This window comes from Mucilaginibacter sp. McL0603 (assembly GCF_049992945.1).
Lineage (GTDB): Bacteria > Bacteroidota > Bacteroidia > Sphingobacteriales > Sphingobacteriaceae > Mucilaginibacter.
Genome location: NZ_CP188251.1, coordinates 4,210,275 through 4,230,850, shown reverse-complemented (window position 1 = coordinate 4,230,850; position 20,576 = coordinate 4,210,275). Strand labels below are relative to the sequence as shown.

At 39.1% G+C, this 20,576-nt stretch carries 18 protein-coding genes; 7 read left to right on the top strand and 11 right to left on the bottom strand.

Features of this window, described 5'->3' with window-relative positions:
• Positions 1-9 precede the first annotated feature (9 nt).
• On the bottom strand, positions 10-519 hold the full coding sequence (locus ACPPVU_RS19385) for a molybdopterin-dependent oxidoreductase (protein WP_426668315.1): 510 nt from the start codon (positions 517-519) through the stop codon (positions 10-12).
• A 192-nt stretch (positions 520-711) separates the two neighbouring features.
• On the opposite strand from ACPPVU_RS19385, the gene ACPPVU_RS19380 reads away from it, so the two are divergent.
• The 3 genes from ACPPVU_RS19380 (at position 712) to ACPPVU_RS19370 (ending at position 2,352) form a co-directional block, all read left to right on the top strand.
• A complete protein-coding gene (locus tag ACPPVU_RS19380) occupies positions 712-1,053 on the top strand; it encodes an ArsR/SmtB family transcription factor (RefSeq protein WP_426668313.1) in 342 nt (113 codons plus the stop codon).
• Complete coding sequence (locus tag ACPPVU_RS19375) at positions 1,034-1,507, top strand: SRPBCC family protein (protein ID WP_426668312.1); 474 nt, start codon at positions 1,034-1,036, stop codon at positions 1,505-1,507. The genes ACPPVU_RS19380 and ACPPVU_RS19375 overlap by 20 nt, the downstream gene beginning before the upstream one ends.
• A 62-nt stretch (positions 1,508-1,569) precedes the next feature.
• Positions 1,570-2,352 (top strand): alpha/beta fold hydrolase, encoded by a 783-nt coding sequence (locus ACPPVU_RS19370; RefSeq protein WP_426668311.1) that lies wholly within the window; start codon positions 1,570-1,572, stop codon positions 2,350-2,352.
• Positions 2,353-2,603: 251 nt separating this feature from the next.
• Here ACPPVU_RS19370 and ACPPVU_RS19365 read toward each other — a convergent pair whose 3' ends face one another.
• From ACPPVU_RS19365 to ACPPVU_RS19350, 4 genes are all read right to left on the bottom strand, one after another.
• Positions 2,604-4,322 (bottom strand): hypothetical protein, encoded by a 1,719-nt coding sequence (locus tag ACPPVU_RS19365; protein WP_426668310.1) that lies wholly within the window; start codon positions 4,320-4,322, stop codon positions 2,604-2,606.
• Positions 4,323-4,325: 3 nt separating this feature from the next.
• Positions 4,326-5,099 (bottom strand): ABC transporter ATP-binding protein, encoded by a 774-nt coding sequence (locus ACPPVU_RS19360; RefSeq protein WP_426668309.1) that lies wholly within the window; start codon positions 5,097-5,099, stop codon positions 4,326-4,328.
• A 247-nt stretch (positions 5,100-5,346) separates the two neighbouring features.
• Complete coding sequence (locus ACPPVU_RS19355) at positions 5,347-6,159, bottom strand: transglutaminase-like domain-containing protein (protein ID WP_426668308.1); 813 nt, start codon at positions 6,157-6,159, stop codon at positions 5,347-5,349.
• A gap of 110 nt (positions 6,160-6,269) precedes the next feature.
• Positions 6,270-7,004: a peptidase gene (locus ACPPVU_RS19350; RefSeq protein WP_426668306.1), complete on the bottom strand. Its 735-nt coding sequence runs from the start codon at positions 7,002-7,004 to the stop codon at positions 6,270-6,272.
• A gap of 376 nt (positions 7,005-7,380) precedes the next feature.
• Here ACPPVU_RS19350 and ACPPVU_RS19345 point away from each other — a divergent pair, with 376 nt between their 5' ends.
• The 3 genes from ACPPVU_RS19345 (at position 7,381) to ACPPVU_RS19335 (ending at position 12,394) form a co-directional block, all read left to right on the top strand.
• On the top strand, positions 7,381-9,804 hold the full coding sequence (locus ACPPVU_RS19345) for a glycoside hydrolase family 3 C-terminal domain-containing protein (RefSeq protein ID WP_426668305.1): 2,424 nt from the start codon (positions 7,381-7,383) through the stop codon (positions 9,802-9,804).
• 183 nt (positions 9,805-9,987) lie between these two features.
• Positions 9,988-11,085 carry an acyltransferase gene (locus tag ACPPVU_RS19340; RefSeq protein WP_426672208.1) on the top strand — a complete coding sequence of 366 codons (1,098 nt, stop codon included), beginning with the start codon at positions 9,988-9,990 and terminating at the stop codon, positions 11,083-11,085.
• A gap of 70 nt (positions 11,086-11,155) precedes the next feature.
• A complete protein-coding gene (locus ACPPVU_RS19335) occupies positions 11,156-12,394 on the top strand; it encodes a DEAD/DEAH box helicase (RefSeq protein WP_426668304.1) in 1,239 nt (412 codons plus the stop codon).
• Here ACPPVU_RS19335 and ACPPVU_RS19330 read toward each other — a convergent pair.
• From ACPPVU_RS19330 to ACPPVU_RS19310, 5 genes are read right to left on the bottom strand one after another with little or no spacing between them, the layout of a single operon-like run.
• Positions 12,391-12,972, bottom strand: coding sequence for a DUF1572 domain-containing protein (locus ACPPVU_RS19330; RefSeq protein WP_426668303.1), 582 nt, complete (start codon positions 12,970-12,972; stop codon positions 12,391-12,393). The two genes, ACPPVU_RS19335 and ACPPVU_RS19330, sit on opposite strands and share 4 nt — an antisense overlap.
• Before the next feature lie 56 nt (positions 12,973-13,028).
• On the bottom strand, positions 13,029-13,415 hold the full coding sequence (locus ACPPVU_RS19325) for a DoxX family protein (RefSeq protein ID WP_426668301.1): 387 nt from the start codon (positions 13,413-13,415) through the stop codon (positions 13,029-13,031).
• Positions 13,416-13,433: 18 nt separating this feature from the next.
• Positions 13,434-13,865 (bottom strand): VOC family protein, encoded by a 432-nt coding sequence (locus ACPPVU_RS19320; RefSeq protein ID WP_426668300.1) that lies wholly within the window; start codon positions 13,863-13,865, stop codon positions 13,434-13,436.
• Between the two features lie 46 nt (positions 13,866-13,911).
• Positions 13,912-14,334 carry a VOC family protein gene (locus tag ACPPVU_RS19315; RefSeq protein ID WP_426668299.1) on the bottom strand — a complete coding sequence of 141 codons (423 nt, stop codon included), beginning with the start codon at positions 14,332-14,334 and terminating at the stop codon, positions 13,912-13,914.
• Entirely contained in the window at positions 14,331-14,846 is a 516-nt protein-coding gene (locus tag ACPPVU_RS19310) for a DinB family protein (protein ID WP_426668298.1), read from the bottom strand. The genes ACPPVU_RS19315 and ACPPVU_RS19310 overlap by 4 nt, the downstream gene beginning before the upstream one ends.
• 117 nt (positions 14,847-14,963) lie before the next feature.
• Between ACPPVU_RS19310 and ACPPVU_RS19305 the strand changes: the two genes are divergently transcribed.
• Positions 14,964-15,947 (top strand): GlxA family transcriptional regulator, encoded by a 984-nt coding sequence (locus ACPPVU_RS19305; RefSeq protein ID WP_426668297.1) that lies wholly within the window; start codon positions 14,964-14,966, stop codon positions 15,945-15,947.
• Positions 15,948-16,135: 188 nt separating this feature from the next.
• Here ACPPVU_RS19305 and ACPPVU_RS19300 read toward each other — a convergent pair whose 3' ends face one another.
• Positions 16,136-20,473 (bottom strand): cache domain-containing protein, encoded by a 4,338-nt coding sequence (locus ACPPVU_RS19300; protein WP_426668296.1) that lies wholly within the window; start codon positions 20,471-20,473, stop codon positions 16,136-16,138.
• Positions 20,474-20,576: the final 103 nt, after the last annotated feature.

Here is a 20,576-nt window from a genome sequence, read left to right as displayed (position 1 = left end):
AATCTATTTCTATTTTGCGAATAGGACTTTCATTCCGGTTACCTGTTTAATGCACCTGGCAGGCTTTTTCTCATCTTGTATAATGACCCGAAAAGGGCCATCACCTGTGGGTAAAGGCTTGCCATCCATTTGGTCAGCAAGGATGATAATTCTGTCGGTATATGCTTTATCCAGTTCGGCTAAGGCGAAAATAACCTGGTAATTATCACTGGCCGTGATTAACAGACATTTTGTAAGGTTTTTCCCTTTTAGGTCAGAACCTAAGGTCACGCCCGCTTTTTTCAAAATATCGGCTAAAAGTACACCCGAATAAGTGTGGTCATGGCCATCTTTGTCCTTCCTGACAACAGTTGTTTGCGTGAATTTCTGCAGATCAGCGTCATTTATTGCCAGGGGTGACGTAACCTCGCCATCAATGTGAACAGTGGCTTGTTTTTCGGTTGTTTGTGCCTGAGTAGCAGTGGCGGTAACCGTCAGACTAAAGCAGGCAATAAGAATAATAAATAGTTGTTTTTTCATGGTTGAGTATTTATTGAACTAAGTGTATCAATCAGACACAACACTTTACAGATCAAATTTGCAAATTATTTACGATCTTCTGGAGATATGCTCTCTTTTCTATAGATCAGATTTATTATTGAAAAAAAATTAAAAAAAATATTGCGCAAGTAAATGCTTGCGCTTATATTTGCAAGTACTTACTTGTGCAATATGAGAGCCAGACGTGATGTATATCAGGCGATAGCCGACCCAACCCGAAGAGCGATAATAAGCATGATTGCTGATCAGCCTCATAATGTGAACACCATTGCCGAAAAGTTTGATGTTAGCCGGCAGGCTATATCACTGCATGTTCAGATCTTGACTGATTGCGGATTAATCGCTATTAAACAAGTTGGCAGGGAAAGATTTTGTGAGGCCCAATTAGATCAGTTGAGTGAGGTATCTGTTTGGGTAGATCAATTCAGGCAGCATTTTGAGAATAAATTAGACGCTTTAGAAACATATTTAGAAAAACTCAAAAAAGAAAGATATGGAAAACCTAAAAAGTAGCACGCACGACCGGGAAATTACTATTTCAAGGAAACTGAATGCCCCGGTAGATCTGGTTTGGGAAGCATGGATCAAGCCTGAACATATTGCCAACTGGTGGGGACCTAATGGATTTACAACCACCATTAGCAAAATGGATCTAACCGCTGGTGGTGAATGGAACCTGGTTATGCATGGCCCTGATGGAACAGACTATAAAAACAAAAGCATATTTAAAGAAGTAGTTCTCTATAAAAAGATAGTTTACGAACATGTTTCGGCTCCCAGGTTTGTTTCAACCATAAGTTTTGAAGCGCAGGGTGAACAAACACAGCTTACCTGGCATATGCTTTTTGAATCGGCTGAACAATTGATCCCGGTAGTGAAAACCTTTAAGGCAGACGAAGGATTAAAGCAAAATGTAGAAAAACTGGAAGTATACCTTGCCGGAATGAAAGTGAAAAACAAGATCTGAAATCCTAAAAATAACTCGGTATGAAACGGGTCACAACTTTAATATTTTTAATAATTACATTTATGAATACGGCAATAGCTCAGAACGGAAAATATGCCAGTGTTAACGGTTTACACATGTATTACGAAATACATGGCACCGGTAAACCTTTGGTGCTGATACATGGCGCGGCCTCAACTATCCAAACCACTTTTGGCAGGTTGATACCAGAGTTGGAAAAAACGCATAAAATAATTGCTGTGGAATTCCAAGCCCATGGGCATAGCGATAACCGTGATGGCAGGCCGATAACTTTTGAACAAGATGCTGATGATGTGGCCACATTATTACAGCAATTGCATATTGATAATGCCGATATATTCGGCTTTAGCAACGGTGGCACTACCGCGCTGCAGATTGCTATCCGTCATCCTAAATTGGTTAACAAACTGATCATAGCTTCATCCATGTATAAAAGGGCAGGGGTAGTGCCTGAATTTTGGCAGGGCTTTAATAACCCGGATTTTGGGGTTATGCCTGACGCGTACAAGCAGGCATTCTTAGCAGTCAATCCCAGCCAGGATGCATTGCATATTATGTTTGATCAATGTGTGCAAAGGATGCTGCACTTTACAGACATACCTGATGCGACTATCAGCGCCATACAAAACACTACGCTGGTAATTATTGGAGATAAAGATGTGCCATTGCCAGAGCATGCAGTTGAGATGTATCGCCGTATGCCACATGCCAGCCTGGCTATTTTTCCCGGTGGGCATGGTGCCTACATGGGGGAGTTAACTACATTAAAGACAGCACATAATCCTCCGGCAGCTTTGCCTGTGATAGAGGATTTTTTGAATTAAGAAACTGGCTAAAAATATTTCATTCATTGCCGTTGACTTCAGTCAACGGTGAAGTAAAGGCCTCTATCTGGCTTTAGCCGAATTATTCAGGCGGATATTGGGCTAAAGCCACATGTTTAATCCACTATTCCGTTGACTGAAGTCAACGGCAATGAACTTACATCATTAGTTTAAATCAAATAATAGACAGCTTCTGAGATCCAGATCAATAATTAGAAAGGTAAGCAAAGTTTCCAGTAAGATCCCGCTTACTATATCTCTGATAATTCTATATTATCCCAGGTTTGCCTTTTGTAGTATCGGAACATGATCCAGTTGATAAACAGGAAAGGGATGATAGCTATCCATACTACCATTTCCCAGCGCATCAAGTAATAGTGGCCAAATCCAAGGCTGGCTATAAGGGCAAGGATCATTAAAGAGGTGATCATTTTGCCGCCGGCCTGTTTAGCAATCACAGGTTTTGAAAAAGGCAATCCTTTCACCATAAACAATGCCATCAGCATACCATATACCAGGCTTACCAGAAAGGCGAGGATCAAATCGTTGATGGCCTGTGGCCCCCACATTGCAATAATTATAATGCTCAATACCAGGCAATAAGGTAAAAAGTAAAGGGTGACGATCGCCTTATACATACCGGATAATATTTTACCGGGTTCATCGATAGGCATTGCATAATAGACCCAGGCAGATTTATATTTTTCGGACATGGATATATTCATGAGTATAGATGATAATATAAATGTACTCAGATAGATCAAAAGAACGTAATTATGACCGTTTTGCAGCTTATCTAATCTTTCAGATATATCACCTTTGCCGTTTAATGCAATAAATATAAAGTAGATAGGAACATAAGCAAATGAGGGGTAAACTTTCATCTTAAATTCGCGGGTACGGGCAGCCAGTTTCCATGTGATCCTGAACCCGGCATTTTCGACAGGATCAGGTGCGATAAGGTTGGAGATCTTTTCTATTAAACTGAATTTTCCCACCTTTTTAATTTGGGTCGAAGTATTCGTATTACCATCAGAAGTTGCAATGATGGATAAGCGCCTGTTAAAACCGGGGGCCAATACTTTAGCCACAAACCATAAACCAGCGACAGGCAATGTGAGCCCGATGATAGCCAGTACACTGGTGATCATCCCTGAGCGGGACGAATGTATCAGCAATTCGTTCAAAGCAGCTATCCAAACCGGGGGTAAACAATAAGCCCACCAGTGCGAAAGCAGGTTAACATTACCCAATACGGATACATTGATCAGCCTTGGCAACAGGTAATAAGTAGCAAATATCAATACCGAAAATCCTATCTGGAAATAGCTGATAATATCTTTAAAGCGTTGCGGGCTCACTGATTTCATTAGCAACAGGTAAATGATATTCACCATAAAGATGCTCAGGAATGTGGCTTCAAGTATTTGTATAAAGAAGACAGGCACAGCCATTATACCATCAACAAAGCCTACGATTATTAATGCCGGTAAGCCTTGCAATAAAGCCAATCGCAATACATAAATGCTGATATGCAATATACGTGATACAGCTATTGTGCGGTCATTAACTGGTCGCGGCAGCAAAATAAATTGGTCGCGGGTGTCTATCAATACGGTCGTAAAATCTGATATCAGCGTAATTGCCATCAACATCATAAATATGATGAAATAATAGGTTTCACCAACGTAGGGCATACCGTCTAATGTCAATACCAAACCTATAAGAAATCCCATTAACAGGGTAAAGAAGCTAGTGAGCCAGGGCGATTGCTGCCCGTTGTTTTTGGCATTTTTACGGGCCGCGAACATGGCCTTGGGCCTGCGGTTGTCCATTAACAGCTTTACGCGCAATATTTCGTTTAGCTGATCTGTATCAACACCGGTTTTCGCTAAAACAGGGTAAAAGAAAGATACGAGACGTAAAAACAGTTTATCCATCGATAGTAACATTAAAAGGATATTGTTCATACTTTAATCAAAAGCATTAATAATGGCGTCCGTTTCATTTGCCTGGTCTTCGCGGCCGGTCAGCTTAGAGAATATCCGCTCGAGCGTATCGCTATGATTTTGTTTTAATGATTCGAAAGTGCCGTCGGCTATGATCTCACCTTTATTAATAAGTAGTATTCTATCTGACACTTTCTCCACCACATCCATCATATGCGAGCAATAGAAGATCGTTTTGCCTTCCTGTGATAGCCTCATAATTAACTCCTTGATCATAATCACCGCATTGGCGTCCAAACCAGATAAGGGTTCATCCAGTATAATGATCTTGGGATTATGAATAATTCCGGATATGAGTAACACTTTTTGTTTCATTCCTTTGGAAAACGTATCCATGCGGTCATCACCATTTATACCAAGACCAAAAGCGATCAGTAATTTTTTAGCCCTGTCGTGTAAGGTGGCTTCGTCCATGCTGTACAATTTCCCGATAAAATCCAAGTACTCCATGGGAGTCAACACATCGTATATCTCTGCATTTTCGGGAACATAGCCAAACAGCTTTTTAATACCGAGCGGATCAACTGCCATATTGATACCATCCACAATCACTTCACCCTCAAAATCAGGAATAAGGCCGGTCAGAATTTTAACCGTAGTAGATTTACCGGCGCCATTTGGGCCGATATAACCTATTACCTGTCCGGGATAGATATCCAATGAAAGTCCTTTTAAAACCAGTTTGGAGCCGTATGACTTGGAAAGATTACGGATCTGGATGAGGGGTGTTTCAGCCATAAGTATGTGTTAGAATGTGGCTGTAAGTTATAAAAAATATGGTTAGGGTGATTGGGTAATTATATCGAATAGCATGTGGGTTTACTCACCCCGTCTTCCGCCTAAAGGCGGATGGACGACCCTCTCTCCGCTGTGCGGAAAGAGGGTAAAAAGAAAATATTGAAATTGGCTTTTCCTTCTTTTCGGCTTGCCGAAGAAAGGGATGACGGGCGAAGCGAAGTCAGGGTGAGTAGAATCTACGATATTGCTACAAATAAACCGGCACAAAATTTTCATCTGCCAACTCACAGTTGACCCGCATAGATGTAAAAGTGATGTCCCCAAAGATATTGGCTATGGCTGTATCGGCAGCATCACGACCGGTGGCTATTTTAATTAGTCCGTTCAGTGGTACCAATTTGGTAGCATCAAACAATATCCATTCTTCACCAATATATGCCTCGAAACATGCGTGAAAATCAGCAGGCTCTAATTGATAGGCATAACCTGTAAAATACCGTGCCGGAATGGTAAGTGCCCTGCAAAGTGCAATACCCAAATGTGCAAAATCACGGCATACACCGGCTTGTTGGGTAACAGTATCATATGCAGATGTTTGTGCGTTTGTAGAGCCGCTGCGGTATTCTACATTTGTATGTATCCAGTTAGTAATAGTCAGCACCTTTTCGTATGCGTCATTAATATGCCCGAAAAGATTATTAGCCAGTCTGTAAAGTTTATCCGATTGGCAATAACGACTTGGATACAAATAAGGTAATACCAATGGGTCCATTTTTCCTATGAGAATCTCTTCACGTCCGGTATGGTCTTTTATTTCAAAAGTATTATCAACGGTAGCTTTATAAGTGATCCTGACATTACCCTTTTCCTCTATCTCCAGGCGGATAATGCGGTTCTCGCCATTGACAGAAAACAGCTCTTCTACTTTTACATAAGGTTCAATAGTAAAAGTTTCCTCCAGAACTGCCTGAGTAGGCGTTCGTAAGGCATGAATATTTAATATCAGCGTTCCCGCGGACCTGATCTTATATCCCATTTCAGCGGAAACATTGAATTTCATATTTTTTGGTTGATTAAGTTTAATTGGGTTGATTAAGTTATTGTAATAATAATCTTCTAAAGGAAATTCAACTCATTCAACCACTCACTTAATCAACTCAATCAACAGTATTATACTTTTTCGTTATGTGGCAATTTTGCAAATGCAGCCTCCATCCAGTCTTCTGAGATATCTTCGAGCGCTTTTTTTAGCTCTTCGGCCCATTGGGCAGAAATATCCTGGAGATCTTTTTGTTCATAGCGCTGTTCGGCGATCTCGTAAGTATCCTTTTTGTAGAGTATCACATCTATCGGGAAGTCAACATTATTGGAACTTACCCTTGTCGAATCAAACGACAAAAACCCCGCCTTTAAAGCGAGTTTCATGCTTGTGTTTTCTGTCAGCGTTCGGTTAAGTATAGCCTTGCCATGTCCGGAATTACCGATGATCACGTAAGGTGCACCCTGTTCCAATTCTACCCAATTCCCTTCAGGAAAAAGCAAAAACAACTTATGTTCAGTATCGTCCTTTAGTTGGCCTCCAATGATGGTGTTCAGGTCGAATTTAAAGCCTGCTTTTTCAAGTGATACTTTGTCTTCTTCGGCAACCCGTTTGATCTGCTGTCCGAAAGCATTGGCGGCTTTGTACAGTTTGTTAAACTCCTGACTCTCCAATTGTTCCCTGAAATATACTACCGCTTTATCCCTTACAGACCGTAATCCGCTGGTCATGATAAAAAGAGAAAAATTATCTTTTTGTTCTATAAATATTTTCTTTTTGATAGCTGTTTCCGTCCCCGAAGTAATCAGCGTATCAGCAATGGCTACCAGCCCCTCTTTAACTTTAATTCCTAAACAGTAGGTCATCTTTATAATCCGTATTGAAAAGTAATACAGGGTGCCAAAGTAAATAAATAAAAATGATTTGAGTGATGTATTTATGCATAATAACCCATCAGATCAATTCTTTTCATAGATTAAAAACAGCTTCTTGTCTATGCTTTTTGTATGCGTATCTATTACGTACGTTTCCTTAATACATTATTTAAATAGTTATTTGATTGGGGTTTTAAACCTTAGGCAGTGTAACTATCTGTCTATAAAATAAATCTGCTGCAGTTATTTGGATATAATAAAATAATCACTATCATTGTGTCACAATGACACTAAGTTGTTTTGTTGAACCAATAAACCAATTTATCCCTCGCTACTAATTGAGGGAACAAATCAAAATAATCCTGAAATGAAGAAAAACTTATTCTTTTTGCCGACCATAGCCTTGATGGCTTGCTTGGTCAGTATTAATGCGTCTGCACAGACGAAAGCTCAGCCCGCGGCAACCCCGCAGCTTGGGAAAAGCCCGGTAAAAGATGTTGTTAAAGCCATGACTCTGGAAGAGAAATCCAAACTGGTGGTAGGTATGGGCTTTAAAATGCCCGGAGCACCGAAGCCCACCGCAAAACAAATGAAAGAGGGTGTTGATATCGGCGGATTTAAGCTGCCTCCGTCTGACGAGGACGCTTACAATATCCCTGAAAAAGTACCAGGCGCTGCAGGTCGTACCCATGCCATTAAACGTTTGGGAATTCCATCAATTACCGTTTCTGATGGCCCGGCAGGTATCCGTATCGACCCTATCCGTAATGGTGATAGCTCAAAAACTTATTATGCTACAGCTTTCCCGGTTGGTACGTTGCTGGCATCCTCATGGGATCCTGCATTGGTGCACCAGGTTGGTGCCGCATTCGGTAGTGAAGTACATGAATATGGTGCTGATGTGCTGTTAGGCCCGGGTGTAAATATCCACCGTAACCCATTGGGTGGACGTAATTTTGAATACTACTCTGAAGATCCGCTGGTAACCGGCCGTATTGCTGCTGCTATGATCAATGGTATACAATCACAGGGTGTAGGAACATCTATCAAACATTTTGTTGCTAATAACCAGGAAACTAATCGTAACAGCGTAAATACGATTGTAAGCGAAAGGGCTATGCGTGAGATTTATCTGAAGGGGTTTGAGATCGCCATAAAAAACTCACATCCATGGACAGTAATGTCATCTTATAACAAATTGAACGGAACTTATACATCACAACGCCGTGACCTTTTGACCACCGTATTAAAGAACGAATGGGGCTTTAAAGGGTTAGTAATGACCGACTGGTTCGGCGGGCGAGATGCTGTAGAGCAAATGAATGCCGGTAATGACCTATTGATGCCGGGTAATCCGCAGCAATCAAAAGCTATTGTTGACGCAGTGAAGAATGGCAAATTAAGCATGGCACAACTTGATGCCAATGTTACCAGGATATTGAATATCATCCTGAAATCGCCTGAGTTTAAAAAGTACAAATATTCAAGCGCACCTGATCTTAAAAAAGATGCACAGATTTCCCGTTCTGCGGCTGCGCAGGGAATGGTGTTGTTAAAAGATGAAGGCCACGCTCTGCCTTTAAAGGCTAAGAGTATAGCCCTTTTTGGTAATACTTCATATGACCTGATTGCCGGCGGCAGTGGTAGCGGTAATGTGAACAAGGCATATACCATTTCGCTGGTACAGGGTTTAGCCAATGGCGGTTACACAGTTGATAATAACCTTAAAAACTCATATGAATCGTATTTAAAAGATATAAAAGCAAAACAGCCGCATAACGCAATGTCATTCTTTATGCTGCCTCCGCCACCCCCACAGTTGGCCATTACTCCTGAAGTGCTTGCAAAAGAAGCTAACGATGCTGATGTGGCCGTCTTTACTATTGGCCGTAATGCCGGTGAAGGTGCTGACCGTAAGGTAGATAATGACTTTAATCTTTCGACTGATGAAAAAGCTTTGATTAAAAGTATTTCTGATGCCTTCCATGCAAAAGGTAAAAAACTGGTAGTAGTATTGAATATTGGCGGTGTAATTGAAACAGCAAGCTGGAGAGATCAGGCTGATGGCATCTTGTTAGCATGGCAGCCAGGTTTGGAAGCAGGTAACGCTATTACAGACGTTTTAAGTGGAAAAGTAAACCCTTCTGGCAAACTGGCAACCACATTCCCGATGGATTACCAGGATGTGCCCTCGGCGAAAAATTTCCCTGGTAAGGATTTACCAATGCCGGCAGGAGAAAAGCCAGGCATGATGGGAGGCAGGCCATCTGAAGTGACTTACGAAGAAGGCATTTATGTTGGCTACCGTTACTACAATACTTTTGATGTAAAAACAGCCTATCCGTTTGGATATGGTTTATCATATACCAACTTTAAGTATAGTGACCTTAAACTGAGCTCAAAAACTTTTAACGGTACAATTACAGCGACCATTACTGTTACTAATAATGGTGATGTAGCAGGCCGTGAGGTAGTAGAGCTTTATGTTAGTGCGCCTCAAAGCGGTTTACCTAAGCCAGAAGAAGAGTTAAAAGCTTTTGCTAAAACCAAATTATTGGCTCCAAAAGAATCACAAACTATCAACCTGACATTATCTGCGAAGGATCTGGCATCATTTGATACTGCTAAATTATCATGGGTGGCACAGGCAGGTACTTACGAGGTAAAAATTGGTGCTTCTGCAACGGATATTAAGGAGACCAAAAAGTTTGACCTTGCGAAAAACATCGTAACCGAAAAAGTACATGATGTATTGCAGCCACAAGTAGCTATTACTGAGCTGAAGAGATAAAAAAAAACTGGTGTCAGGTCAAAAGTCTTTAGTCGTAAGTCTTAAGTCGGTTTCGCATTTTTCCGATCCCAGACTCCAGACTTTCGACTCAGGACTAAACGTCAATTCTTAATTGATCTGATAACAGTCATTGATCTTTGCATATACCCGGTTGCTTAATGGTAACCGGGTTTTTATTTTAAAATACTATTTTTAACAAAACTTTCAGCCCTGGAAACCTCAGCATCACAAAATACAGTAGTTAATAAGCCCCCAACCATTGATTGGATCAACAATTTAAAGGTGATCTCTCTTTTTGCTGTTATTGTGCTGCATACGGCCTCGTTGTTGTTGATGGATTATAAAAAGTCACCACTTAATCATTGGCTGGTGGCTGATTTTTATAATGCTTTGGTCCGTTTTGCTGTGCCTGTTTTTGTAATGATAAGCGGAACATTGCTTCTTCATCGTGAGTATGAACTAGGCGATTTCCTGAAACGACGCCTTACCAGGGTAATTTGGCCTTTTCTGTTCTGGAGTTTTGTTTATATCGGTTACTCCTGGTATAATGAGGATATTGCTTTTACAAATGATGTATGGGCAAATATTCATATCATTTTGCATCAGCTTAAATATGGTGCTTTTTACCATCTGTGGTATGTATATATGCTGATTGGCCTGTATCTGTTTATACCGGTGATTAGCAAGTTTGTGCAGCATGCAACAGAAAAAGAGATACTTTACTTTTTACTCGTTTGGTTTGTGGTGACGGCCTTTAGTCAGCCCTATTTATCAAGATTTCAACCACAAATAGATGTGCATTATTTTATAGGGTATTTGGGTTATTTAGTATTAGGGCATTATCTTGCTTCAAAAGAATTACCTAAAGGAATTAAAACTCCATTGATCATTTATTTCTTCGTTTGTCTTATTGGAATTACGATTGGTACCTACTTCATTTCAGCAAACAATAGAGATCTTAGTACAGCCATGTATGAACCACTTGGGCCATTCATTATATTGTTTTCATCGGGCATATTTTTACTCGCCCGGGTAACGGTTTTCAAACTACCGCAATCCTTGGTTAAAATTCGTGACCTTGCAGGGGGGCTTAGTTTAGGTATTTATTTGTGCCATGCCTTGTTCCTTGTTTTGATCGATCAATGGTGGGGTATCAGTTATAAATTATGCAATCCCGTTTTTAGTATTCCCATCACCGCGTTAGTTTGTTTTATCCTGTCCTTTTTGTTGATCTTCATTATTAGTAAAATACCATTTATTGGTAAATATATTGCAGGATAAGCATTTAAATAAAAACAGTATTTAGCTGAGCCTCAAATTTTTCGTATCTTGCGGGACATAATTTAGACTATTGACATTCCAGGAATTTAATTTTAACGAACACCTCAACGAAGGTATCCTAAGCATGGGATACAATACGCCCACGCCTATACAGGAAATGGCTATACCTATTGTATTAGAGGGTAAAGACCTTATTGCCTGTGCACAAACCGGCACCGGGAAAACAGCTTCTTATTTATTACCAGTGCTTCACAAGATCGCTGAAGCAGGTGAGGGGCATAAAATAACTGCACTTATATTGGCACCTACACGCGAACTGGCTCAGCAAATAGATCAGCAGGTAGAAGGTTTGGCCTATTTTACAGGTTTAAGCTCAATAGCGGTTTATGGCGGTGGCGACGGCATTGTGTATGAACAGCAACGCAGAGGCATACAAAACAAGGTAGATATTCTGATCGCAACACCGGGAAGACTTATTGCCCACCTGACTTCGGGGGTGCTTAAGCTTGACCATATCAAATACCTCATATTGGATGAGGCCGATCGAATGCTCGATATGGGTTTTATGGGAGATATCATGCGCATCATACGCGATATACCTGTGCAGCGTCAAACGCTTCTGTTCTCGGCTACCATGCCGGGACCTATTCGCAAATTGGCCAATTCTATTTTGCGCAATCCGGAGCAGGTCAACCTCGCTACTTCTCAACCTGCAGAAGGTATTAATCAGCAGCTATATAAAGTTCATAATGAACAAAAATCAAAGCTGGTAACTTTCTTGCTTAAAAACGGCAATTACACCAGTACCATCATATTTGCTAATACGAAGGATGAAGTAAAAAGACTGAACCGCGAACTTAGAGCGGCGCATATTAAGGTAAGCGCGTTCCATTCCGATTTTGAGCAGAATGAGCGTGAAAAAATACTACTTGATTTTAAAAATCGCGATCTGCCCGTTATTATTGGTACAGATGCGCTGTCGCGGGGAATTGATGTTGAAGGTATTGATTTAGTGATCAATTATGATGTGCCATCCGATCCTGAAGATTATATTCACCGCATAGGTCGTACTGCACGTGCTGAAACTACAGGCACAGCTATTACCCTGGTAAATGAACGCGATAACCGGAAACTAAAAACAATTGAACAACTGATAGGTAAAGAGATCACCGAAAATATACTGCCTGCTGAATTGGGGGAAGCCCCGGTTTTCAGAGATCGTAAACCATCTGATGGCCGCAACAGGAACAGAAATAATTTTAAGAAAAGAAAAAATCCGGGGAATAAAGGATCTGCCGCGTCAGCTTAGTGTGATTGTCTATTGTGACTTTTCAATATTTCATCAGTAAAATGCTTTCTTGATTTAGGTTTCGAGAACTTTTCAGCATTGAATGATTGTGAATTCCCTTTTGGAATGGTCAGGCTTTTCCAGTTATTATCAGCTACCATCTTGGCTATGTATACCATTTGCCCAATATGATATGGATAATGAGCCAATTGCCGGTTAATGGCCTCCATCACGGTATGCCCCTGGTTACGGATATAAATTATCTTTTGCAGATCATCCTCCTCCAATTGCTTTAATGAATTAAGCATACATTGCCAGCCTTCGTTCCATTTCGCCAGCAACTCTTCTTTAGATCGGATATCATTTTCAAACTCAGCATCCCTGTTGCGCCATTCTTTTTCTCCGTCTGATGTTAAAAAGTCCGTCCACCTGGAAAGCATATTGCCCCAAAGATGTTTTACAATAGTTGCTATGCTATTACTCTCATTATTAAATTGCCAGAACAATTTTTCTTCGGGCAATTGTTCCATCGACTTTTCACCAAGCAATTTGTAATATTCAAACTGTTTGATGGTACTTTCTAAATAATCGCCTTTCATAATATTCGAAAATTTGCAGTATCTAATACTAAGATACTGCAAATATGAGAGTGCAGTTATGCCAAGTCAACTTTTACCTGCTCAAATTTTCTCCAGAAATAATATAGCGCAAAAAGCAAAGCTAAAAATACCACTGGCAGTATGACAAAGGCAGGGTTATCATTAATACAGGCATGAGATACAGCTGTGCCTATAAGTGTAAAAGAAAAGCCGGCAAATGTCCATTCTTTGATCGTTCTGAATTTATCCTGCAACAGAGCAATTACACCCAAAAGCTTGAGAACAGCCAGGAAACTCATCAGATATAAAGGGTAGCCCATTGCCTGCATTGCATCCACACCTGCTTTTGCCTGGGTTAATCCTCCTATTGCATCCATTACATGAAAAAGGCAGAAAAGGATATTAAGCACCCAGTAAGTTATTTTTATGGTTTTAGCGCTCATGATAATTTCTTTTTCTGATTATTTAGATTGATTGGGATCATAATTTATCATCCACCTGATACCGAATTTATCAGTAAACATTCCAAAATAAGCACCCCAAAATGCTTTGCTAAAAGGCACTTCTACTTTTCCTCCGGCCGAAAGCCCATTGAAAAATCGGTTACCTTCATCCTCACTGTCGGGTGATATAGATAAACTGAAATTATTGCCTTCTTTCAAAACCTGGCCTTGCGATTCCAGAATGTCGGTCGCCATTAATGTATTTCCATTCCCGACAGGTAATGAGATATGCATCAATTTCTCCTTGTCGGATGGCTGCATTTTGTCGCCACCCGGGGCGTCTTTAAAACGCATTAAACCAGAGAATTCAGTTCCAAAAACTGATTTGTAGAAATTAAAAGCTTCTTCGGTATTACCGTTAAAGTTTAAATAAGAATTTACGATTGCCATGATCTTAGTCTTTTAATTGGTTATAATTCAAGTTATAAAAATATTATTAATCCTGTTCGTTTTTATGGTAGTTAAACATCCAGCCTACGCTATATTTATCTTGAACCATGCCAAACATATCTCCCCAAAATTTGATTCCCAATGCATCGAGAATTTTTCCACCTTCCGAAAATCGTTTGAACAAAGTATTGATCTCTTCTTCGCTGACGCAATTTACTGAAATGGAAATAGAATTGCCATAAATGTAGCCTTCAGGCCCGGTCATATCTGTGCCCATAATTGTTAAAGGACCTTTTATTAAGCTTGAATGTACAATATGTTGTTTCATTTGCGGGGCACATTGGTCACCCATTGGTGTATCCTCAAATGTCATAAAATTAAGTTCTCCGCCACCAAAGCAATTTTGATAGAAGGTCATCGCTTCACGGCATTTGCCATTAAAGCCGATGTATGGATTAATCGTTGTCATGCTGTTTGAGTTTTTAAGTGATTTGCAATATTTTTTAATTGATGAATATGTCTTTGAGTATGAAATAATGAAAAGGAGATCCATTCTACCCGTGTAAGCGCGCCAAGCATCGGCATTTCAAAACCGGTACAGGTAGCGCTTAGATCTTCTGTACCAGCAACAATTTTTATTCCGTCCAGGCTTTCTGCCAGCGATTTAATAAGCAATGCTTTAGTTTTCGGATCATTTGACGGAATAATAAAATCCGGCGATTTCATTTTGATGTTCATATTCAAAAAAACTTCGCCTAATTGTTTTACATGCTCAGCGGGGTTTCTTTCAGTGAGCTTTGTGGGACCGGTTATATTTTGCAGGCATCCGGATAAAGACTTCAAAACATGTTCGGCTACTTGTCCGCCTGTCCAGCTATCTTCGAACGGGACTACATTTATATTTTCCTGGTCAAACAAATTCAGGGTATTTAATAAATCCTGTTTTGTGTTTGTTAATTCACTTTGCAGATCGTTTTTCATATATATTTGGTTTACCTAATTGAATGATGCAAATTAGTGTCAATAAACCGGTTATAAAACGCGTAAATACGACAATCGAAAGGGTTGTTTGCGACAAACTATTTTATCAGATAATTTATGAAGACAGTTTCCATTCTCGTTCCGGAAAGCGCTGTTTTGCAAGGCGTTGCTGATCCCAGGTATATGTTTACCGCGGTAAACGAATTTTTAAAGAATGCAGGCAAACCACCCTTATTTCATGTGCAATTAGTTGGGCTTACCAAAGAAGTCAAATTTAACGGCGGTGCATTTTCTATCCATCCTGATTTATTGCTTAGTGAAGCAAAGAAATCTGATCTGGTAATTGTACCACCATTAAGCGGTGATTTGAATACAGCCATAAAATTGAATAAAGAGTTTCTTCCATGGATAGTAGAGCAATACAGCCGCGGAGCAGAGGTAGCTAGTTTATGTTTGGGTGCATTCCTGTTGGCATCTACCGGGTTGCTTAATGGAAAAAAATGTTCAACCCATTGGTTATTCGCCAATGAATTCAGAAATATGTTCCCGGAGGTTGAATTGGTTGATGAAAAAATAATCACCGAAGAAGGGCATGTTTACTCAAGCGGTGGAGCTAATTCTTACTGGAACCTCCTTTTATACCTGGTTGAAAAATATACTAACCGCGAAATGGCCATCCTGGCGTCTAAATTTTTTGTAATTGATATGGGGCGAAATGACCAGTCGCCGTTCATTATTTTCCAGGGGCAAAAAGATCATGAAGACGAGGTGGTTAAAAATGCACAGGAATACATTGAGAACAACTTTCATAACAAAATATCTGTTGACGAATTATCCGATAAATTCAGCATAGTACGCCGTACGTTTGAACGACGTTTCAAAAAATCAACACATAACACGGTAGTCGAATATATTCAGCGTGTGAAAATTGAAGCGGCCAAAAAGAGTTTTGAGAGCAGCCGGAAAACTATTTATGAAGTGATGTATGATGTTGGGTATACCGATATCAAAGCGTTCAGGGACGTATTTAAAAGAATCACCGGTATGCCACCTGTTGATTATCGGAATAAGTATAATAAGAATGCAGTTGTGGCTGCCTGAGTTATTTATCCGGCTCAAAATCAAGGGATACTGAATTCATGCAGAATGCCTTAATTAGCTCAATTGGAATAACCTGGTGTCAAGTCAATAGTCTTCAGTAGTAAGTCGGTTTTGTGCTTTTCTGACTCCAGACTTTCGACTCAGGACTAAACGTCAATTCATAATTGACACGACACTAGTATATAGTATCATTCTGTTTTTTGGGTATTGCTACTACTGCCACCAAACATCGAAAATATTTTTAGGATTGCCGGTATGCCCGCGCCTAATGCGGTTATATAAGTAATAACGTGTGAATATGCTTCCTGCTGAGAAGCAAATAAAAATACCAGTATAGCTAATATAACCAGGCTCATCGGCGCTTTCATATTCCCCCATTTACCATTGTCCTTTATCTGTTCTTTAATACGATTGATCTCTTTTTGACCTATGGCAGTCAATATAAAATTTCTAAAGCTTTTATTAAACAACAGCAGAACGCCATCATGCTTTATGATCAGCCCTTTGCATATCAGCATGCTCAGATTAAAACTGTCAGATGAATTAACAAGACCATCTTCGGCAAGGTCATATAATATAAATTTTTCTTCACGTGTGAGCGATTGCCATATATCAGTATAAAAATATTGTGATGTAAGCTGCAGTTTAAATATCATCGAATCTGTGATCTGTGCTTTGATTTCCTCTTCCGGCAATATTGAACTGATTCCCTTATCCATATATTTTAAAGATATCTTCTGCATTCTATGTAAAAAGCGACTGTACTTAGTTTCTTCCATTATGGCCCTATCGGGCATTTGAGTGCCTTCGGGAATTTCAGAACTTATAAGAGGGTCTATTACCACTCTAAAATTACCTAATAACGCATGCCATCTCCCTAGTTCGCTTTCGGGTATGGGGTTGTTTTGCTGCTGGCTAAATGAATCAAGAAAAGTTAACGGATGCATCGTTGAGATAATAATCACTTTGTTATTTTTTCTCTGCATCAATAACTCTTCAAGCAGATCAAGCTTTATCTTATTTGCAGATGGATCTTTGATATTATATTCAAAATGATTAATAATGGTAAGTGAATGACCGCTAAGAATTTCTTTTTTATGCCTTACCCAACTGATATCAGATTCTCCGTTTTCTACTGATATCTTCATCATATCAGCAATAAAAACATTGACCTTTGATGGGTCTGCATCCTCGAGCACAAGCGGCATATCGTTATTGCTCTTTATTTTTTTCTTAATTATCTTATATTTTAGTTTTGATAATGTATTTGACCCCGGCGAACCAACAATTAATACCAGTTTATTGAATTTATTGTTTCGCAATAATTTACTATCCATTTGTCCCCATCCTTCAGTAGGGTGCAGATTTAAAGCAAATAGCTTCCTGATGACCTGATGGATGATATAATAAAACATAAAAAGCATCCCAATAAGCAGAAACCAGAAAAGTAAATGGGGAGATCCATAGCTGGTACTTGATAGTGAGCTGATTGTGACATACTTATTTGAACCTATTTTGTAAAATGTTTGTACAGGAGAAGCATCACTACAATTCCTATTCAATTTTGAAAAATAAACAGTACTATCAATAGACGGCAAATCAAGATTGTTATTTTTTACTTCTGCGCTATTTACCTGTAGCCGGAATGTGTTTAGTATCGCTGCTGTCAGAAAATCTTCATGTTTATATGCTGAGATTGATGTTAGCCTGGCAACAATTTTATTTCCTGTGTCGGCTTTAATAGAGTCAATAACTAATTCGTCAAAATAAACGCCTGCCGTAAAAATCTGATTGTTTTTAAGGCTATCAAGTCTTTTATTGACGGCTGTAATATCTTTTCCTGTAAAATACCCTTTTTGTGATAAAGCTTTTGCAAAATCTAATTGCCTGTAGCGCGTATCCAGGTTTTGCTCATAATTATAGGAAAATATAAAAAAGAATGCTACCGATATGCCGCTGGAAATAATAAGACGGGTAACAACCATTAGCGCATAACTGTGAGTGAATGTCCATGAAAAGTTGAATTCTATCTTGTATTTACGTGCTTTTGCCAGCAAAGATTGTCCCCAAATAAAGATGAAAGGATAGACGCCTATTAAAATCAATTGATATAAAAAAACGTAAATGACGTGCCCTCTAAGGTTAAACCAGGCCACAATATCTATTACCAATATGAATAGTGATAGCCATATTATAGCTGTTTTTTTAAAATTGTATTTATAAGGATCGGTGTTTTTGTATTTGCCGGCAAAAATGAGATTTAAGAATAAGGAAGTAAATACAACGGAATCAAGCAGAATATATACGTATTCCAGGAAAGAAGAAAAATTAAAAAAGATCACCAATATCAGGATCATAAAGATATTGGCAATTATGGCCAGGTTATATTGATGGTGTGATCTCACATGGGGCCCTATCCAGGAGGTATCAAAATGCTGTTTCTTAAAATACGAATGCCTTGACGATACAAAAAAGACAACGCTATACTTGATAATAAGAAATATAAGCAGAAAGATGAGCATAGATAAAGTAAAAGCGTAAGCTTCGGTATCGCGCATGTCGTTGTATTCGAGATCCTCAAATATTATTGTGAAATAAGATAGATTGGGCAGGGGCTTTATTTTTACATTGTATTGTCTGCCATAATATTCGGCTTTAAAACAGGTGTCAGATTGGGCAGCGATACAGCTTACCAGCTCACTGCTGTCAGCTAATTCATCTTTAAGGTTCTCATTCAGATTGCGATTTGGCCTGGAATGATAAAGCACCCGGCCGTAATTATCAATAATAGCAAATTGATATCCATCGGGCATTATTACGCTATCCAGGCTTTTCACCGTAAATGTCATCCCCACAACCTGTGTATTTTTAAAAGATTTTTTTGCGATTACTGTTCTGAAAATTCCCTCCGTACGTGAAACTATCTGATCAATATAAAATTTAGGATCGCTGGTTTTATTATAATTACTTACGATGGCATTTTTAAAGTAGTTTCTTTCGTGATAATCAGACTTGGGCTCATTATTTGAATCGATACTCAGATTGGTTTTTTCTATACCCGAATTATCAAGCCAGAAAATTTGTTTCACATCAATCCCATTTGAGGCTTTTCTAAATAACAGATCATATTTTGTGAACAATAACTCGGGTATGTTGCCGGAGTTTTGTGTAGACGGAATTAATCGGCCATTTTTTATTGTTGCAACCCAATTCCCACTCGCATTATATAAAGTATCATATCTGATTATCGTTTTTTCTTTGCCTCTTCCCAGTAAATTGACATCTGTATCTTTTTTTTGGTGAATTTTATCAATGGTATCAAGCAACTTATAGGCATTGTTAATTTCTTTTTCAAACGCATCAGTAACTTTTGTCGCGAGCACATTTCTCGAATAAGCGTCCTTGGGATAGGATAAATCATCTCCGGATTTGGTACCGGAATAAGACAATTTCTCTTCTTTAAAACTAAAATGATACTTAAACAGCACAAAGAACAGCAGGGACATCAATATCATAGATACTAATACTGACGCGATCCCGTCATTTACTGTGACTCTATCTTTATTGCCCATATGGTAAAGCTTTATCCACGGCAATGAGACCAGCATAATGATCACGGCTGTTAAAAGCATGAGCAAAGCCCATAGCGGCAATTGGTTTTTCTCTTTTTGATAATTGCTATCAGAAACCAACCCGGTGATTAACCATTTGTTATTAGTATATGTGTATGCAGGATGAGAAAATATCTTATAATCCGTTTCGCCAATTTTAAGGCTGTGGACACCTGGCGTGGTAATTTTGTTTTTTACATTCAGTAATGAATCGGGATCTGTAAAATTCAGGCCGGACGGAAAACTTTCGTAAAGCTTTTTATTTTTGACAAAGACAAGGTAGTTATCGAAGACATCCGGAGGTAAAAGGGGCTTGAAAAATTGTTCAAAATCAAATTGGATGCCGATTACTCTATTATCTATTGTATCACTTCTAAGCAGTTTGCCAACATTTGAATAAGTGTTATTAATTCTTGCTTTTTTAGCGAGTATTGTAAACTGGGCGCTAACGTCAATATAAAACCTGATATTATTTGATATGTCTTCCCGAATAAATATCGGGGTATCACTCTTACTGCGATTTGTGCTATTAGTACGCCTGTGCCTGTTAAAATATTTATTTGCCTGTTCGGGAAGCAGTATAGTAAAATATGTTTTAGGATAACCACTAATATATTCCCTTAGCCCGCTAAGCAAACTATCCTTCTTTTTAATACTATCCCTGCTGATATTAATATAAGGCGGCGAGTTTTTATCATAATTCTCCAGCAAATTGGCAATTTGCGTAAAACTGTTTTCAATTTTTGTATGGATGTTAGTATCAATTTTGCGCAAACACCGGAACCGTCGTTCTTGTACGGCTTTTTCATTGTTAGGAAGATAGATGAAGAAATAACATGCCCCCAAAGAGATCAATATCAAAAGCGTAATTAAAACGCTAGCCTGATTTTTGCCAAAAGAGAAAGATTTCAGCATAGGTTGGTTTATTTATGTCATGATCAGTTTTGATTGATCGGCTATATTAGCAGCAGTTTTATAGACTATTATTAATCAAAGTATAATAGATCGGGAAGTAAAA

Bases quoted from the DNA above. Each gene is read 5' to 3' on its own strand.
- ACPPVU_RS19355 (WP_426668308.1), bottom strand. From the start codon at position 6,159: ATGAAATTCAATGTTTCCGCTGAAATGGGATATAAGATCAGGTCCGCG.
- ACPPVU_RS19380 (WP_426668313.1), top strand. From the start codon at position 712: ATGAGAGCCAGACGTGATGTATATCAGGCGATAGCCGACCCAACCCGA.
- ACPPVU_RS19345 (WP_426668305.1), top strand. From the start codon at position 7,381: ATGAAGAAAAACTTATTCTTTTTGCCGACCATAGCCTTGATGGCTTGC.
- ACPPVU_RS19360 (WP_426668309.1), bottom strand. From the start codon at position 5,099: ATGGCTGAAACACCCCTCATCCAGATCCGTAATCTTTCCAAGTCATAC.
- ACPPVU_RS19320 (WP_426668300.1), bottom strand. From the start codon at position 13,865: ATGGCAATCGTAAATTCTTATTTAAACTTTAACGGTAATACCGAAGAA.
- ACPPVU_RS19365 (WP_426668310.1), bottom strand. From the start codon at position 4,322: ATGAACAATATCCTTTTAATGTTACTATCGATGGATAAACTGTTTTTA.
- ACPPVU_RS19330 (WP_426668303.1), bottom strand. From the start codon at position 12,972: ATGAAAGGCGATTATTTAGAAAGTACCATCAAACAGTTTGAATATTAC.
- ACPPVU_RS19300 (WP_426668296.1), bottom strand. From the start codon at position 20,473: ATGCTGAAATCTTTCTCTTTTGGCAAAAATCAGGCTAGCGTTTTAATT.
- ACPPVU_RS19370 (WP_426668311.1), top strand. From the start codon at position 1,570: ATGAATACGGCAATAGCTCAGAACGGAAAATATGCCAGTGTTAACGGT.
- ACPPVU_RS19325 (WP_426668301.1), bottom strand. From the start codon at position 13,415: ATGAGCGCTAAAACCATAAAAATAACTTACTGGGTGCTTAATATCCTT.
- ACPPVU_RS19375 (WP_426668312.1), top strand. From the start codon at position 1,034: ATGGAAAACCTAAAAAGTAGCACGCACGACCGGGAAATTACTATTTCA.
- ACPPVU_RS19315 (WP_426668299.1), bottom strand. From the start codon at position 14,334: ATGACAACGATTAATCCATACATCGGCTTTAATGGCAAATGCCGTGAA.
- ACPPVU_RS19305 (WP_426668297.1), top strand. From the start codon at position 14,964: ATGAAGACAGTTTCCATTCTCGTTCCGGAAAGCGCTGTTTTGCAAGGC.
- ACPPVU_RS19385 (WP_426668315.1), bottom strand. From the start codon at position 519: ATGAAAAAACAACTATTTATTATTCTTATTGCCTGCTTTAGTCTGACG.
- ACPPVU_RS19350 (WP_426668306.1), bottom strand. From the start codon at position 7,004: ATGACCTACTGTTTAGGAATTAAAGTTAAAGAGGGGCTGGTAGCCATT.
- ACPPVU_RS19310 (WP_426668298.1), bottom strand. From the start codon at position 14,846: ATGAAAAACGATCTGCAAAGTGAATTAACAAACACAAAACAGGATTTA.